At 56.4% G+C, this 15,500-nt stretch carries 13 protein-coding genes and 2 pseudogenes; 5 read left to right on the top strand and 10 right to left on the bottom strand.

The genetic code is table 11. The features are described 5' to 3' along the window. Nucleotides 1–199 precede the first annotated feature (199 nt). A complete protein-coding gene (locus B7L09_RS03965; RefSeq protein ID WP_010459437.1) occupies nt 200–1,300 on the top strand; it encodes a low temperature requirement protein A in 1,101 nt (366 codons plus the stop codon). Between the two features lie 230 nt (nt 1,301–1,530). On the opposite strand, the gene B7L09_RS03970 is transcribed toward B7L09_RS03965, so the two are convergent. Together B7L09_RS03970 and B7L09_RS03980 are read right to left on the bottom strand one after the other, a co-directional pair. Further along, nucleotides 1,531–2,346, bottom strand: a complete 816-nt coding sequence (locus tag B7L09_RS03970; RefSeq protein ID WP_042932130.1) for a CmcJ/NvfI family oxidoreductase — start codon at nt 2,344–2,346, stop codon at nt 1,531–1,533. Between the two features lie 319 nt (nt 2,347–2,665). Continuing rightward, on the bottom strand, nt 2,666–3,979 hold the full coding sequence (locus tag B7L09_RS03980) for an OprD family porin (protein WP_094467832.1): 1,314 nt from the start codon (nt 3,977–3,979) through the stop codon (nt 2,666–2,668). Between the two features lie 750 nt (nt 3,980–4,729). Here B7L09_RS03980 and B7L09_RS03985 point away from each other — a divergent pair. After that, nucleotides 4,730–5,713 (top strand): LLM class oxidoreductase, encoded by a 984-nt coding sequence (locus B7L09_RS03985; RefSeq protein ID WP_010459427.1) that lies wholly within the window; start codon nt 4,730–4,732, stop codon nt 5,711–5,713. A 109-nt stretch (nt 5,714–5,822) separates the two neighbouring features. Here the strand turns inward: B7L09_RS03985 and B7L09_RS32985 are convergent. Next, nucleotides 5,823–5,972: pseudogene (locus tag B7L09_RS32985) on the bottom strand (zinc-binding dehydrogenase); the annotation flags it as partial. A 6-nt stretch (nt 5,973–5,978) separates the two neighbouring features. Continuing rightward, a pseudogene (locus B7L09_RS03990) lies at nt 5,979–6,434 on the bottom strand (cation:proton antiporter domain-containing protein); the annotation flags it as partial. A 571-nt stretch (nt 6,435–7,005) separates the two neighbouring features. Between B7L09_RS03990 and B7L09_RS03995 the strand changes: the two are divergent. Both B7L09_RS03995 and B7L09_RS04000 read left to right on the top strand, forming a co-directional pair. Further along, on the top strand, nt 7,006–7,749 hold the full coding sequence (locus B7L09_RS03995) for an SPOR domain-containing protein (RefSeq protein ID WP_010459423.1): 744 nt from the start codon (nt 7,006–7,008) through the stop codon (nt 7,747–7,749). A gap of 70 nt (nt 7,750–7,819) precedes the next feature. Further along, nucleotides 7,820–8,110 (top strand): DUF6388 family protein, encoded by a 291-nt coding sequence (locus B7L09_RS04000; RefSeq protein WP_010459421.1) that lies wholly within the window; start codon nt 7,820–7,822, stop codon nt 8,108–8,110. A 103-nt stretch (nt 8,111–8,213) separates the two neighbouring features. Here the strand turns inward: B7L09_RS04000 and B7L09_RS04005 are convergent, their stop codons facing one another. Further along, nucleotides 8,214–9,068, bottom strand: a complete 855-nt coding sequence (locus B7L09_RS04005) for a helix-turn-helix transcriptional regulator (RefSeq protein WP_010459419.1) — start codon at nt 9,066–9,068, stop codon at nt 8,214–8,216. 188 nt (nt 9,069–9,256) lie between these two features. Beyond that, nucleotides 9,257–10,228 (bottom strand): XdhC family protein, encoded by a 972-nt coding sequence (locus B7L09_RS04010; protein WP_010459417.1) that lies wholly within the window; start codon nt 10,226–10,228, stop codon nt 9,257–9,259. A 90-nt stretch (nt 10,229–10,318) separates the two neighbouring features. Between B7L09_RS04010 and B7L09_RS04015 the strand changes: the two genes are divergently transcribed. Next, the gene (locus B7L09_RS04015; protein ID WP_010459415.1) at nt 10,319–11,104 is read left to right on the top strand and encodes an alpha/beta fold hydrolase; all 786 of its coding nucleotides are present in this window, start codon (nt 10,319–10,321) and stop codon (nt 11,102–11,104) included. On the opposite strand, the gene B7L09_RS04020 is transcribed toward B7L09_RS04015, so the two are convergent. The 4 genes from B7L09_RS04020 to B7L09_RS04035 form a co-directional block, all read right to left on the bottom strand. After that, nucleotides 11,097–12,449 carry an MFS transporter gene (locus B7L09_RS04020; protein ID WP_042932132.1) on the bottom strand — a complete coding sequence of 451 codons (1,353 nt, stop codon included), beginning with the start codon at nt 12,447–12,449 and terminating at the stop codon, nt 11,097–11,099. The genes B7L09_RS04015 and B7L09_RS04020 overlap by 8 nt on opposite strands. Nucleotides 12,450–12,630: 181 nt before the next feature. After that, nucleotides 12,631–13,434 (bottom strand): enoyl-CoA hydratase/isomerase family protein, encoded by an 804-nt coding sequence (locus B7L09_RS04025; protein ID WP_010459412.1) that lies wholly within the window; start codon nt 13,432–13,434, stop codon nt 12,631–12,633. Between the two features lie 19 nt (nt 13,435–13,453). After that, nucleotides 13,454–14,992, bottom strand: coding sequence for an AMP-binding protein (locus tag B7L09_RS04030; protein WP_010459411.1), 1,539 nt, complete (start codon nt 14,990–14,992; stop codon nt 13,454–13,456). Beyond that, nucleotides 14,992–15,498 carry a (2Fe-2S)-binding protein gene (locus B7L09_RS04035; protein ID WP_010459409.1) on the bottom strand — a complete coding sequence of 169 codons (507 nt, stop codon included), beginning with the start codon at nt 15,496–15,498 and terminating at the stop codon, nt 14,992–14,994. Before B7L09_RS04035 ends, B7L09_RS04030 begins: the two co-directional genes overlap by 1 nt. Nucleotides 15,499–15,500 lie beyond the last annotated feature (2 nt).

Genomic DNA, 15,500 nt, shown 5'->3' on the forward strand with positions numbered 1-15,500 from the left:
CGTGCGCAATGTTGCTATCGGCCCGATGGCACGCTGGATTCTGTATTGACCGTACTAACAGACGTGGTGGTGGACTAGGTCAGGTGTTGCACTCAGTTTTTGCGACCGTCCCCAAGGTTGACGCCTATACCCGTCCACCCGTTCGCTTATCCGTTAGTTTCCTTCTACATTAAAGAGGTGCACACGGAGCCAGCAGCGAATGAAATCTTTGAAGTATTATGAAAAAAATCGACACGCCACATGGTTAGAGTTGTTTTTTGACCTGATTTTTGTTGTTGCAATTGGCAAGGTTACGCATACTCTTGGACATCTTCATCACGGCCACTTTGAACAGGAGCAATTATGGACATTTTTACTGCTTTTTGTTCCATTATGGTGGATCTGGTCCAGCCACACGATTTACTCAAATAGGTTTGATACAGACAGTAACCTTCACCGCTTGGCAACATTATTTTTAATGTTGCTGCTCATTGTGCTGTCTGCACGGATTGGGGAAGAATTGGAAGTAAACTATGCGCTTGTCATTGCCTGCTATTTTGGTATACGTGCCATCATCAGTATTATGTACATTTCGTCCATAAATAAATTCGATCACCGTAGCGAATTCTCCTCCAGGCTTGGCTTCGCCCTGTTAGTTAGCGCAGTTGTTAGTCTTTCATCCATTCTTTTTGACCCACCTATGCGTTACTTTGTCGCTTACATTGGGATTTTACTTGACATTCTGCTCCCTCTATTTTCTTGGGGTAAGCTAAAGCCATTGCCCGCACATACAGAACACTTGGTTGAACGACTAGGTTTACTCACCCTCATCTTATTGGGCGAGTCGGTAATTAGCCTTTCTGGAGGGTTATCTGACATTCAATGGGATCGTTATAATGTGATGGCGGCAATCACCGGATTTATCATGATTTGCAGTATCTGGTGGATCTATTTTGATAGCTTTTACCTACTGAGCAAAAATGAAAGTAGTATGAGTGGACACTCCTTAATCTACTCGCACCTTTTTCTATTTATGGGGCTAGCACTTCTCGCAAATTTGATCAGGCATGCGATCTTGAATGACATTGCGATGCGCGATTTCCAGATTACGTCAATCATCGGCATGGCTTTATTTTTCTTAGGCAAGCAATATGGCTACTTCATAGCGGTACCTAAAATAAGGAAATACATACTACAAAACACCTTGATCGTGTTTTCTCTAGGTGGGTTGGTTATATTCCTACCCCGCGTCGAGTACATATTGGTCGGCCTGACAGCAACCATGATCTGCTATGTTTTCCTAAATTTCAGGTATCGTTGAATCTTTATAATTAAGCCATATCACGGGTGGATCAGCTATCCGCGCGCACCAAAGACTCAGCAGCTGATTGTCGAGGACTGGCGCACTGCGGATCGTGCCGAATGTGGTTAGCTGTTCAAGCCCTTCACCCAGTCGCTATACATCCCTACCAACGAGAAGCGGGTGGTCGCCTGGTAAAGCACGGGGGGGGAACACCGCGCGGCGGGAGGCCCGCGCCAAGCGGCAAAAACCTAATCAAAGAAGGCCAGGGTGCGAACTTCGATACTCTCGCGCGGCGGGGCTCCCGGCGGCGTATTGGGGTCTTTGAAGGCGGTATGGGGCGTGAAGCGGGCACGGCCGTCGTGACGTGAGTCATACCCCTTGATCAGCAAGACTTCGTCACGGGGCATGTCCGGAAAATAGTACCAGCGCTGTTGCGGATTGTAGGCCAGGTGGTAGATCTCACCGATACGATCCGGATAGACCAAGTCGGTGGCCAGCAGGTCATTGGAGTCAAGCGTCGAGGCGTCCAGCACGGCCAGCGGCGAGCGCTTGACGGGCCCGCTCATCGGGCGCCAGAGGTTAATCTGGGCCACCGACACCAGTGCGGCGGCCTGATCCAGGCCCAGCACGTCGCGAATACGCTCAGGACCCGAGCGCTCGGTGTAGTCATTATGCACACGGCTGGCTGGGCCGCGAATATCCCGCCCCTCGGCGTCGCTGCGCCTGGTGTGGTCGAAGATGACGACCCGGCTCGCGCCCGTCAGCTCCTTGATCAAGGCCTTGACCTCGTCATAGTAGACGCTTTTCACCAAGGCATCGTCGTAGAGGTCGTCGACCACCGTATCCCGCCGATGGAGCTCAAACCCCTGCTTGTCCAGAGACAGGCTGCCTGCCAACGGACGACCGTTGTGTATCGTGACCTCGCGCTCCTCCTGCTCGGCAAAGTAGTGCGGTTCACTGTCACCGGTCAGAGCCTCGGTATGCACATAGGGCTTCGCATCGTGCTTGACTAGGTAGGTAAGTGTCGTGATGACGCTAGCGGGCGTATCAGTTGTGTGCTTCAAGTAACACCTCCCGGTCTGCTGACCGCTTCCGGCGTGGTGTCACCGTGGCGGATCTGTAACTTGTACGTAGTCACCTTCCCGCTCAATCGTATGCCTTCGAATGGACACTATCAAATGCAGCCCGAGGTGCATGGCACCCGACCGGTAGAAAAGGACCACTCTTACCTCGGCATCGACGACCAGCTTGACCATGACTGGCGTGTCGCACTCCGGGTCTGCGCCGATCATGAGCATCCGATATCCCGGCCCGCCCGTTACAATCGTTTGTCTGCCATAACGGGTTCGGACGTTGGTTAAATCAAACTTCCCGTACCACTATCTAGAGAAGCGGAATGCTATAACTCACAAAAATACGATTCTGATCTACGTTACGAGATGCTTCGCTGTTGGACTTGCCGTTACGCCAGCCGAACCCGACGCCTTTTAGCGCTCCCGACTGAAGGACGTAGTCCAGGCTAATGTCTCTTTCCCATTCCTTTTGGTTGGTGCCTGACGTCGTTTTAATGTTACCGCCAGAGAGGTACATGACCGAGCCTTTTAGGCCAGGGACACCCAGAGCGGCGAAGTCGTAAGCATACTGACCGAAAGCTGTGCGCTCGCCTGCGCGGGTGAAGGTTTGGATCAGGCGGTCTGTATACAGATACAGGCTTGCTCCACCGGCGCCCTTGTCTACCAGGCTACCCTGACTGAGTTGAGTGAAGTTGCTGCCATCCGACACACTTTGGTACCCCGCAGTAATCGCGTGGCCACCCAGTGTGTAAATCAACGCGGCACTCCAGGTACGGTTGTCGATTTCTCCATCACCGTTTTTGGTGTAGCCACTAACTCTGTAGCCTGACGTACCGGAGCTATTTGCACCTGACGAGTCAGTTTTGAAGTAGCGCAGGTCGGTTTTTAGGGACTGATTGTCCGAGATGGCAAGGGTGTGAATCAATCCCAAAAAATGCTGCGTATAGTAGTTATCGAGGCCGGCGTAGTAGTACTGAGCTGTCAGATCCTTGGTGACTTTCCAATCGCCCCCGGCGAAGTCAAACTGATTGCTTTCACGCGTACCACCAGTAACGGCCAGCCCCGTCTGATCGCTCGAACCACGTCCTATTGCATGTTCGATCCGACCTCCAGTCAAGGTCAGGCTATTGAGCTCGCTCGAGGTGATTTGAACGCCCTCGAAGGTTTGCGGAAGCACGCGCCCATCGTTGGCGACCAGAATTGGGAGTTTCGGAATCAAGGTGCCGTAGCGAAGTTCAGTTTTCGACATTTTGACTTTTCCGGTCAGCCCCAGCCTGCTCCACCAGCTGTCCGCCGCTTTGCCGTCATCGTTGGGGATCATCGAGCTGCCCACGTGGCGGCCGGCACCGCTGTCGAGGGTCACGCCGAGCATGCCGACGGCGTCAAGGCCAAAGCCGACGGTGCCTTCGGTAAAGCCCGACTGGTAGTTGAGGATAAACGCCTGGCCCCACTCTTCGGTCTTCGACGGGGCGGCGGCGCCGTCACGGTTGTCGTTATTGAAGTAGAAGTTGCGCATGCTCAAGTTGGCTTTACTGTCGCTCAGGAAATCAGCGCTCGCCAAAGGGCTCAGGGCAATGCCCAGACCGCCGGTCAATACGCTTAATACATTCAACGTGGCTTTCATCAGGACGAACTCCGGCGCGGAAAGTAATAGAAGCAACGCAAGATTTTCAGGTGCGCGTTTTTTTATTATTCTTAACATCCTGCTGAAAACGAGAAATCGACGATGCCTCGCCCCTCCTGCATCAAGTTAATATTGTTAATGCAAGTTCCAAAGTCGCTCATCGCACCTGTTTCTGTTATGCAACGCGATAGCGATAGAGCGGATTGTGTGAGAAAGGCGCAGGGAGTGCCTTGCCTAGGGAAATGGAGTTCTGCGTTGCAGTCTGAAAATTTATCTTATCGTCTGAATTTCAGGATTGGGGCCGGACCCAATTGTCGGTCGAGTACCCAAAGGCTCAGCGGGCTGACCTGACGACTGTCCTCTATAGCAACCCGCGGCGCGCCGATCACGACGCCCAAGGCCCAGACTGCGGTGTAATCATCTGCGACAGGTACCGAGACGGACGACGAACATGGCGGTTCCCCCGCAATGCCGCCTACGCTTGTTGGATGGTCCCCATGCTTTTGCTCAGGCGATGTATCGGGTTGGAACGATCTGATTTATTTTGACCGCCCGCTCAATGCCAATCCGGACCTGCCCGCGCGTATCGCCAGCAACTGGCCCCTCACTCCGGTCGACCCGACCAGCATGTACGGCGCAACGGGCAAAGATTGCACCCACTACCCCACCTGTCGTTCCCAAGCGACCGATGCCGCAGCACCTCTGGAAACAGGGGCGCTGTTCACGTTCTCCCCATTGAGGAAGATTAGTATGTATCGGCCGAGCACGATTCCTTATCAGGAGCATCGAGGGTTCAGCCGAACCTTCACTCCGGGTCATTTGAGCCTGGGATTGTTCTTTCCTTTGGAGGCCTTCGATGGGGACACTCCGAGCATGCTCAACCAGGTCGCATTGGCCAAACGAGCCGAGGAGCTGGGCTTTTGCGCGCTCTGGTTTCGCGATGTGCCTCTTCGCGACCCTGGCTTCGGCGATGTCGGCCAAGTCTTCGACCCTTGGGTTTACCTGGGCTATATAGCCGCTCATACGTCAGAGATAACGCTTGGCACCGCATCCATTGCCATCCCTTTACACCATCCACTGCACACGGCCAAGGCGTCAGCCAGCATCGATCAGTTGAGCGCAGGTCGCTTGATTCTGGGGGTAGCTTCCGGCGATCGCCCTGTGGAATTTTCGGCTTTTGGCGTCGATGCCGAAAGGCGCGGAGACATCTTTCGAGAGTACTACGAGGTGATTCGCAGAGCCCACAGCACCAGCTTTGAACCCATCCGCTGGAGCGGTGGTGAGCTGCGGGGCGCAGACCTCATTCCGAAACCCACAACCCAAGTGATTCCAATGCTCGTAACCGGGCATAGCCGCCAGTCACTGGATTGGATAGCGCGCGAAAGCACCGGATGGATCAACTATCCACGCCAACCGAACATGCAGCGACTGATCGTGGAAGATTGGCGGCTGGAGGTCATGAAGCAATGTGGTTCCGTCTATAAGCCCTTCGCTCAGTCGCTATACATCGACCTCGCTGAGAACCCGTCAACGCCGCCCACTCGTATTCATTTGGGGTTCAGGCTTGGACGCGACCACCTCCGGGGTTTGCTGGAGGTGCTTCAGGAAATCGGGGTGGACCACGTTATCCTGAATCTCAAATACAGTAAGCGCCCTGCTGCGCAAGTTATTGAGGAGCTGGGCACTCACATCGTTCCGCAATTCGGAGTACAGCCTCGTTCCGAAGCGAACTGAAACCAATACGTTACTGGACGGATTCATCGTCAACTCTGCGACATAAAAAATGGCAGTGATGCCGCAGGCGGTTCAGAGGCCCGCAAGCGAGCCCGCCCGAGGAGTGAAGTCAGAAACCTTCTAGAACGATCTTGCCCCGGGCCTTGCCGCTCTCGACCAGCGCATGGGCACGACGCATGTTGGCCGCATTAATCGCACCGAAGTGCTCGCCCACAGTGGTCTGCAGAACACCTTGGTCAATCAGAGCGCTGACGTGCTGCCCTCTCGGCTCGGTAATGTCACCGCGTTCCGAGAGAACTTGCATAACCAGGGCCGTGGAGGTGAGTACAAAACCCGCTGCGCAGACAAATGACACCTGCCAAGGGAATCCAAAAGCCATGCCGACAAAAGTGAGCAGAACAGCACAGACCACCACCTGCAGGCTGCCCAGCCCAAAGATCTGCCGACGCAGATCCCATAGGTGCGAGGGTTTCATCTCCAGTCCAATCACAAAAAGAAACATCGCCACACCCAGCTCGGCCACCTCAATGATGGTGTGGGGGTTATTGATCAGTTGCAGTCCGAAGGGGCCAATGATCAGCCCCGCCGCCAGGTAACCGACCACTGAGCCGAGCCCGATGCGTTTGAGCAGCGGCACTGCCACCACGGCGGCGGCAAGCAAAGTGACGACAGCAAATAATTGTCCGACGTTGCCTTCAGCGGCCATAGCATTGACCCTCATCCCACATCAGGACCGGTAATGCTTCCACGGCCAGGCGTGTTGAGCAGAGCTTTCAAGCTGAGCGCTCAGTTCCGCAAACTCTTCAGGACTAAGCACAGCATCTGGAGCGTTCTCCAAGAACTCTCTGCGGTAGGAATGGCACCTGAAGTGTAGTGCAGCACACCGGCATCGTTTGAAAGGGTGACAAAAAATTCAGTTGCTTCTCCCCGTCCGTACCGTAAAGGGCCGGCTAACAATCCTTTCATTTATACCGAGCGCGCAGGCTTGGCTTGAATCTTTGGCCAGGTACTTTGGCCACGATATTAACCTTAAATATAAGTGTTTTAATTGGCCCTCATCAAATCCATCTGATACGGCTTTTTTTTGATCACCTGAGCCTTTTTCGTCAACCAACAGTCTATAAAGTGCATGCCCGATGTTCTTTAAAACAACAAAAAGCAGCCAACTCGTTTTGGCGCTTGGGCACACTGACGCGCTCAAGAATCTAGACCATCCCAGGATCAAAAATAGAACCCTGTTTTATCAGAACAAACGGGACAAATAATAATTCATTTGATTTGGAGATGGTGTCGTGCGAAAGCTTGGCTTGGGCTTCCTGGTAACTGGCGTTTTTGGGCAACTATCAGCACTACTATGGACCTACACGTCCACAGGACAAACTTGTCAAAATAACGTCGACAATTCACACATCCAGCAAAAAGTGACAAAGTTCGAACAACTATTCGATGACACCGCAAATAAAGTTGCGGCAGAGCTCAGTGCAAAAGATTCCGACGGGCTCGCGCACCTTGCGAGAAACGAATCCCGCATACCCGACTCAACGGAGGCTGAGGCCGTACAGTTTTTGATGGAAAAGCCAGATGAAACTACAGTACTTACGCTGCCTTCATTGCCCACACAGGCACACAAATGGACAATTATTCTAAGCGGTCTGATTGCTTTCACCGGCCTGCTCTTGGCACTCTTCGCTCGTAAAAAAACCATTCATACGCAATGGCATGTCTTTCGTACCATTCCAGGCTCGCTAATCACGCTGGAACGCCCGTGCTTGACATGCGGCGGCTATATTCTCCACCCTAAAAAAGAAGCTTCAACCACGCCTTCATCCGGCGTTTGGGTGGTCGAAATTGCATTGAACACACCCAGTCGCCATCGCGCAGTAAAAGCCATTCAACAGTTGGAGTTGCCGGTAGCGCGTAAAGAAAACAACTTTGTCGTCATCGGCCCGTATAAACAAAAGCAGGACGCGGCTCGCGTCGTGAAAGAGTTGAGTGAACGTCATGGCGTTCGAGGATGGATGATGGCAGGAAATTGACACAGTCCGATTTATCGCTGGGCCGACCTCGAACAACCAGCTACTTATTGCATTCCACAAGAGAGCATTCATGATCGCAAAAGAACTTAGAGCCGAACTCGCCCTGAAAAAGTTTCTGGACGCCAACTTATGGATCCAACTTGAACTCAGCGAGCTGAACTACAGCCTCGCTGAAAACTGTGGGCTCTCGCCGGAAGAATATCGCCTTAAATTTCTGAAAGAAGCATTTGAAGCAGAAGCCGACGCGCACGGCTGCGATTGCTGGGACTTCATCCTGCAGTGGGTGGCCGAAACCAAGGAAGAACTTGAGTTGATGCGCGAAGAACGCATGAAAGAGATTTATGACTTTCTGGACAATTAACAAGTGTTACAGCTTACGTAGTCTATAAAAGCCGTCAGCTTCAAGATGAAAGACTAACTTCATCGGCGGGAGTATTGCCCAACACCCCCGCCTTCGTCTCTATTTAAACCGTCGCATAACAATCCACTACACGCCGATACTGGCTGGGAGAAGCTCCGATGTGCTGGCGGAAAAACCGTGTGAAATGACCTTGCTCGGAGAACCCGAGGTTCTCCGACAACAGGCCCAACGTTCCACTGCGCTCACGCTCCAGCCAGGTAAAAGCCCGGCGCATGCGCGCGTCGTTCAGCAGCAAGGTCGGGGTCATGCCGGTATCTTTCTTGAACAGCGCAAAGAAGTGCGCCCGAGACAGTCCACAAGCCCGCGCGGCGTTGTCGATCGGGGTCGGATCATCGAGGTGCTCAAGCAACCAGGCGGTGCCACGGCGCACGCGCGCGTCCCGGAACTCACCTGAGTTCGGCGCACCCAGCATCGACAAATGCCGCCAACTGGAAAAGTCCTCGATCAGTTCGATCAGGAAGTCGAACAGCATGAATTCCATGCGTTCTTTCGGCACGATCCCGCAGCCATGCGCTTCGGCGACCAGGATGTCGGCCAAGGTGCGATTACGACTCGACAGCTCGATGCACGACCGGGCAAAAAAGTCCGGCCGACCGCTGAGCGCCAGCGACTGCTGGGCAGTGGCCAGCCAGGCGGGCTCGATGTAGAGCGCAAGGATCAGGGTGGCACCGGCGCCCGGCTGCGGATCGTAGAAATGCGGCTCCCAGGCGTTGACCAGCACCGCCGTGCGATCGCTGAGCGGAACCCGCCGACCGTTGACGTTGAAGTAAGTGTCTTCACCGGACACTTTAACCAGGACATGGCATTCGGAATGGGTGTGGGTGACCAGCGAACGATCCATATTCAGCAAGGCGACCCGTCCAAACCTGCCGTGGAAAACCCGTTGGGCAATCGACATCAGATTCCTCCGCTCGCTAGAAGCGATATTGTTACCGACCACAATGCATATCATCGGGGCGTCTATCTATTTCTCAACCCCGACGGTCACTCAATGGTTCAGCAACACGTGGCTGGCCACTATCGCGCGCGAATGACCGAGCGTCTACCTCGACTTTCGCAGCCCCCACACTCGTCGGAAAAACCGCCTTACAAGGCATGGCGTTCTTTCCCGTGATAAACGCGCAGGATATCGGCCACCACCGCCAGAGCGATTTCCGCCGGGGCCTTGCTGCCCAGATCCAGGCCGATGGGCATGTGCAAACGGGCAATCTGTTCATCCGTCAGACCACCGATGCGTTTGAGCCGCTCGGCGCGCTTGGCCGAGGTTGCCTGAGAACCCATGGCACCGATGTAAAACGCCGGGGTGTGGACCGCTTCCATCAGCGCCAGATCATCGATTCGCGGATCGTGAGTCAGCGCCACCACCGCGGTCGCCGCATGGCAACCTCCGGCGGCAATGAACATTGAGGGCAGCACACGTTGCATCTCCACACCTTCGAGATGTATATGCAGCATCTCTTCCCGGGGATCGCAGGCGATGACTTCGCAGCCGATGGCACGGGCAAAACCGGCGCAGACTTCAGCGACCGGCGAGAGCCCTGCCAGAATCAGTCGTAACGCCGGGCCAACGCTGATACGCACCTTTTCGTCGACGACTTGCACCCGCTCGCTGCCGTGTCCGGTGTCCGGGTCCAGGCGCAAGGCACCGCTGCTCAGCTCGACGTGACGCATCAGACGGCGCTGGCCGAGCAACGCCGCTTGCAGACTCTCCAGGTGGGCGATCCATTCGAGACTGGCAGCGCGGTGCTCAACCAGCACGATCAGCACGCCACCACAGGGCAATCGCAGACGGTGGCGTTGCTCGACGCTGTCGCCATAACTGACGATCTGCGCCGGTTCGCGTAACTCACCGCGCGTCAGGCTTTCGAGAAACTCCTCCTCGACGCAGCCACCCGACAGCGAGCCGACGTGTTCGCCTGTGCCATTGGTCACCAGCATCGCACCCGGCGCACGCGGCGCCGAGCCATAGGTGGAGAGCACTGTGCACAGCCACTGGGCCTGCCCGGCGCGAGCCCATTGCAGTGCCTGGTCGATCACCTGAACATCGAGATGACGCATGTTTTCTATACCTCAAGCAAAGCGTGGTACTGCATGCTGGGTTACGTTTACGGTAACCTGCGAGCAACCTTGTTCAATCGTTGATTCAACATGTCGCCACAACAATTTTTGCAACTTGGGCCGCTGCGCCTGGAATATCGCCAACTGCCTGCGGCTGACCCGTCGCGACCAACGTTTGTGCTGTTGCACGAAGGCCTCGGCAGCGCCGAACAATGGAAAGACTTCCCCCTGCGCCTGGCCCAGGTCAGCGGCTGCGGTGTGGTCACTTACAGCCGTCAGGGTTATGGGCAATCGAGCCCGGTAACCCTGCCGCGTCCGCTGAACTACCTGACCAGCGACGGCCCTCGGGAACTGCGGCAATTACTTGATGCCTTGCAACTGCCGCAAGTGGTCTTGCTCGGTCACAGTGACGGCGCATCCATCGTCCTTGCCTATGCCGCCACCAACGATCCACGCGTGTTGGGCAGCATCGCACTGGCGCCTCACGTGATTGTCGAGACCGAGAGCCTCGATGGCATTCGCCATACCACCGAGGCTTGGCATCTGGGCGAATTGCGCGAGCGCCTGGCACGCCACCATGGGACAAATGTCGATGGCGCTTTTCACGGTTGGAGCGACAGTTGGTTGCACCCGGACTTTTCCTTGGATGATCTCGAAGCGCAGTTGGCTTATATCGAAAAGCCGTTGCTGGTCATTCAGGGTCGCGACGACCACTACGCCACGCCCGAGCAACTGGTGGTCATCCAGCGACAGGTGCCTGGACCGTGCCGCTGTGTGTTGCTGGATAACTGTCGGCACTTTCCCCAGACCGAAGCGACCGAGCAGACCTTGCAGCTGATCTGCGATTTCCTGAAGCGCCTCCCCGCCTTTACTTGAAATTGCCTTGGGTTTCTGGAATCACCACGCTGCCAATCAGGTAGATCACCGACAGACCGGCAGCGAAAATCGCCAGCACCATGGGGATCTGCGCCGGGCTGCTGCTGACCAGGGACACAAAGGTTGGCATGGTTCCGCCGAGGGCGAAACCGATGTTCCAGGACAATCCGGTGCCGCTGGCTCGCAGCTCGGTGGCAAAGCGTTCGTTGAGAAAGATCAGAATCGGCGCGATGATCGCCCCACCTATGAAGCCTATGCCCACGCAATACAGCGCAGTACGGGTCAGCGAACCCGATTCGGCGACACCCAGAAACATCATCGGCAGGCTCACTAGGTTGATCACACCCAGCAGCATGAAGGTCTTCTTGCGACCGATCAGGTCGCTCAGGTAACCGAAGGCCAATGCTCCGACAATGGTTGCCACCGACCCGTACATGAGCAGCTGCGAAGTCTGCGCATGGGGCACTTTGGCGACCACGTTGAGCAACGTCGGCAGATAACCGCAGGCCAGGTAATACGTGGCACCGCCTCCGAACGTAATCAGCAGATTGACCAGCATCACGCCGCGGTACTCGCGACCGAACAGACGCTTGAGCGGCGACACGACAACTACTGCCGGCCCCTTGGTTTTACGCGCTTGTTGCAGTTGCTGCCAGACCGGGGTCTCTTCCAGGTAACGGAACATCACCAGACCGAACAATGTGCTGAGCAGGCCGCAGAAGAACATGAAGCGCCAGCCCCAGACGTCAAATTCCTCCCCGGGAAAGATCTCTGACAACACCAGATAGGTGAATGACGCCAACAGCGCGCCCATGCCGGCACCGGCGCCACCGATCAACCCGGACATCAAGCCGCGATAGCGCGGCGAGATGGATTCGGTGCCGATGGTGTGAGTGGAGGCAACGATGCCGCCCACGAAAATGCCCTGAATCACCCGCAAGACCAAAAACAGTATCGGGGCCAATATGCCGACCTGATGAATGGTCGGCAACGCGCCAAACAGTGCCGTTGAAATACCGACGCCGACCATCGACACCATCAACGCACGCTTGCGGCCGTGTTTGTCGGCATACGCGCCGAAGATCGCCGAGCCCAGCGGACGCACCAGCAACGCCACGGCGAACGAGGCATATACCGCGGCCAGCGACAATGTCGGGGTGTCCGAGGGGAAGAACAGGCGGCCGATAATCGGTGCCACATAAAGCAGAATGAACAGGTCAAACAAATCCAGCGCCCAGCCGAATGTCGAGGCAAATGCCGCGAGCAAGGCCTTGCCCGGTGGAATCTGTGGTGTATCGCTAGCGGCGCTGGAGGGTGATGCAGTTATTGTTGTTGTCGTAGTCATGGTTGCCTCACACAAACGGTGATCGAACGTTCTGCATCCCGGTGCACGGGTTGCGAGTAATCAGCAGGTCAGCGGTGAAAGCTTGATGTGCCCTTTCAGTTGCATTGAAGGGGCGGCAGGCCCTGCTCCGTAAGGCGTACGCTGTTATCAACATACTCCCGGGCCCGCTCGCCAGTACGATTTACTCGCCGATAAATACGGCCGTACGCTTGCTGTGAAACGCTTCAACGCCTTCCTTGAAGTCTTTGGAGCTACGCAGACGGCTGTAGCAGTGACCTTCCATTTCAATCGCGACGGTCAGCGGCGCATCTTCGTTGTCGTTGATCAGTTTTTTCGCCGTGCGCTGAGCCAGCGGCGAGAAGCGGCGCAGTTCATCGACCAACGCGTCGACGGTGCTTTCCAGTTCGGTATCCGGCACGACCTCGGTCGCGATACCCCAGGCGTAGGCCTGGTCACCGGTGATGCGTTTGGCGCGCATCACCATGTGTTTGGTGCGGGTGATGCCGATGATTTTCTGCAGGCGCGCGGAGCCACCCGAGCCCGGGATCTGACCGAGGTTCTGCTCAGGCAAGGCGTAGCGAGTGGTTTGCGAAGCAATGCGGAAATCGCAGGCCAGGGACAGTTCGAAACCGACGCCGAAGGTGTAACCCCGGTTGGCCACGATCACCGGTTTTTCGCAACGTGCCGGTGCCGCGACGTTCCAGGCCAGTTTCGAAACGTGCTCTGGCGACGCTTCGAGGAAGCCCTTGATGTCGCCACCGCTGGAGAAGTGTTCGCCCACCGAGCGCAGCACGATGACGCGCACGCCTTTGTGTGCATCGAGGGCTTCGAAGACCTGGCGCAGTTCATCACGCTGCCCCATGGAAATGACGTTCAACGGTGCGCGGTTGAGGATGATGTCGGCGCGCTCGCGGGACACATCGACTTCAACCTGGAAGCCATCGAACTGAGTGTCGAGAAATTGCTGGATCGCTTGCTGTTGCATGAGAGTGTCCTCTGGATGATTAGCTGATGGCCTTCAAGGCCTGTTCCTGAAATTGAGCCAGCAGCACGCGCCGCAGCACCTTGCCCACTGGAGATTTGGGAATCTGATCGATGAACTGATAACGCCGTGGCCGCTTGAATTTGGCCAGGCCCGAAGCAATGCAATGGGCATCGAGGTCGCTTTCCGATACCTCGGCGCGCAGCTTGATAAACGCGGCAATGATCTTGCCCCACTGCTCGTCGGGCAGACCGACCACCACCACTTCTTCCACTGCTGGGTGCAGAGAGAGCATGTTTTCGATTTCTGCCGGGCTGACGTTTTCGCCGCCGGTGATGATCAAGTCATCGACACGACCGGTGACGAACAGATCGCCCTCCAGATCGAAGTAGCCGATGTCACCCGTGAAATACCATCCATCACGCAACGCCTTGGCGGTCGCTTCGGGGCGGTTCAGGTAGCCTTCGAACGCCTCGTCACTCGCCAGGTCGGCGATGATCTGGCCCTCCTCCAATGGGTTGACCTGTACGTCCACCGTTTCGGCATCGATCGGCACCACGCGCACGCGCTGGTTCATTGCACTGCGCCCTGACGAACCGGGTTTGCGGCTGGCTTGCTGGTCGATGGTGAAGGTGTAGATCTCCGAGCTGCCGTAATGATTGACGAACAATTGCGGCTGGAACGCCTGCTCGACGCGACGCATCAAACCGTCGCTCATCGGTGCACCGGCAAAGCCGATTTTCTCCACACTGGCGACTCGCTCGCGGGCAAAGGCTGGGTGTTCGATGAGCATGTGGTAGAGCGTCGGCACCAGGTACAGGTTGCTGACCTTTTCCCGCTCGATGGCCTGCAGCGTGGCCTCCACATCGAACTTCGGCACACAGACGAAATGCCCGTCGATCAGCGCCATGGACAGCAACGAACGCACGCCCATGGTGTGGTAAAGCGGCATGACACCCAGCGTGCACTCGCCCTGGCGGTAGAGGTTTTGCGCTACGTGGGCAACCGCCGCGGCGCGTTCACTACGGTGCCGACGCGGCACGCCTTTGGGCTTGCTGGTGGTTCCGGAGGTGTACAGCAGCAGTGAAAAGTCTTCGGCGTCGGCCTGCAAAATGATGCCGGAGGGGGTCTGCGAACAGAGTTCCTCGAAACTCAGGTCGGTGTTGGCGGCACGGAGTCCGGTGGCGATCCGTGGCAACCTTGTGGCGGCGCTGCAACCGGCCACAGCGGTCACGGTTGCGTCGTCGTAAGCCACTGCACGGATTTGCGCATCTTCGATGCAGTAGCCCAGTTCCTCGGCAGTCGAACGCCAGTTCAACGGGGTCATGACGATGCCCGCGAACTGACAGGCCCAATGCAGGGTTGCCATCTGCCATCGGTTTTGCATCACTACCAGCAGTCGGTCACCGCGTTGCAGCCCAAGGCATTGCAAGCCCCAGGCGGCGCTCTGGATATCGACGAACCAGTCTTCATAGGTTTTCTTCAACGCACCGTCACTGACCGCCACGGCATGCGGTCGGCGTTCAACGGCAGCGAGGAAACTGCGTCCGAGATCGAACATTATTGTTTTACCCCTTTGTTCGTTTGGCGCTGGGCAGCGACTTCAAGCACGGCCTGGACGATGCCGGTGTACCCCGTGCAGCGACATAGATGCCCTGAAAGCATGTCGCGTACCTGGGTCTCGTCCGGGTTGGGTACCCGCTCGAGAAAATCCACGCAGGACATGAGAATGCCCGCAGTGCAAAAGCCGCACTGCAAGGCGTGATGACGGCGAAAGGCTTGTTGCAGGTCGCTCAGAGTGTCGTCGTCAGCCAGGGACTCGACGGTCTCGATTCGCCGCTCGTGCCCCTGTACCGCGAGCATCAGGCAGGAACGCATGGCGACTCCGTCCACCAGCACCGTGCAGGCACCGCAGACACCGTGTTCGCATCCGACATGGACACCGGTGGCACCGAGGTCGTGGCGCAGGAAGTCACAGAGTTGGGTCCGCGGCTCAGCCAGCGCTTCGCGGGAGCGGCCGTTGAGTTCCAGGCGGATCGGAAAGGTTTGGTCGGCAGTTACACGCATGT

It is taken from the genome of Pseudomonas mandelii, assembly GCF_002251635.1.
GTDB lineage: Bacteria > Pseudomonadota > Gammaproteobacteria > Pseudomonadales > Pseudomonadaceae > Aquipseudomonas > Aquipseudomonas mandelii_B.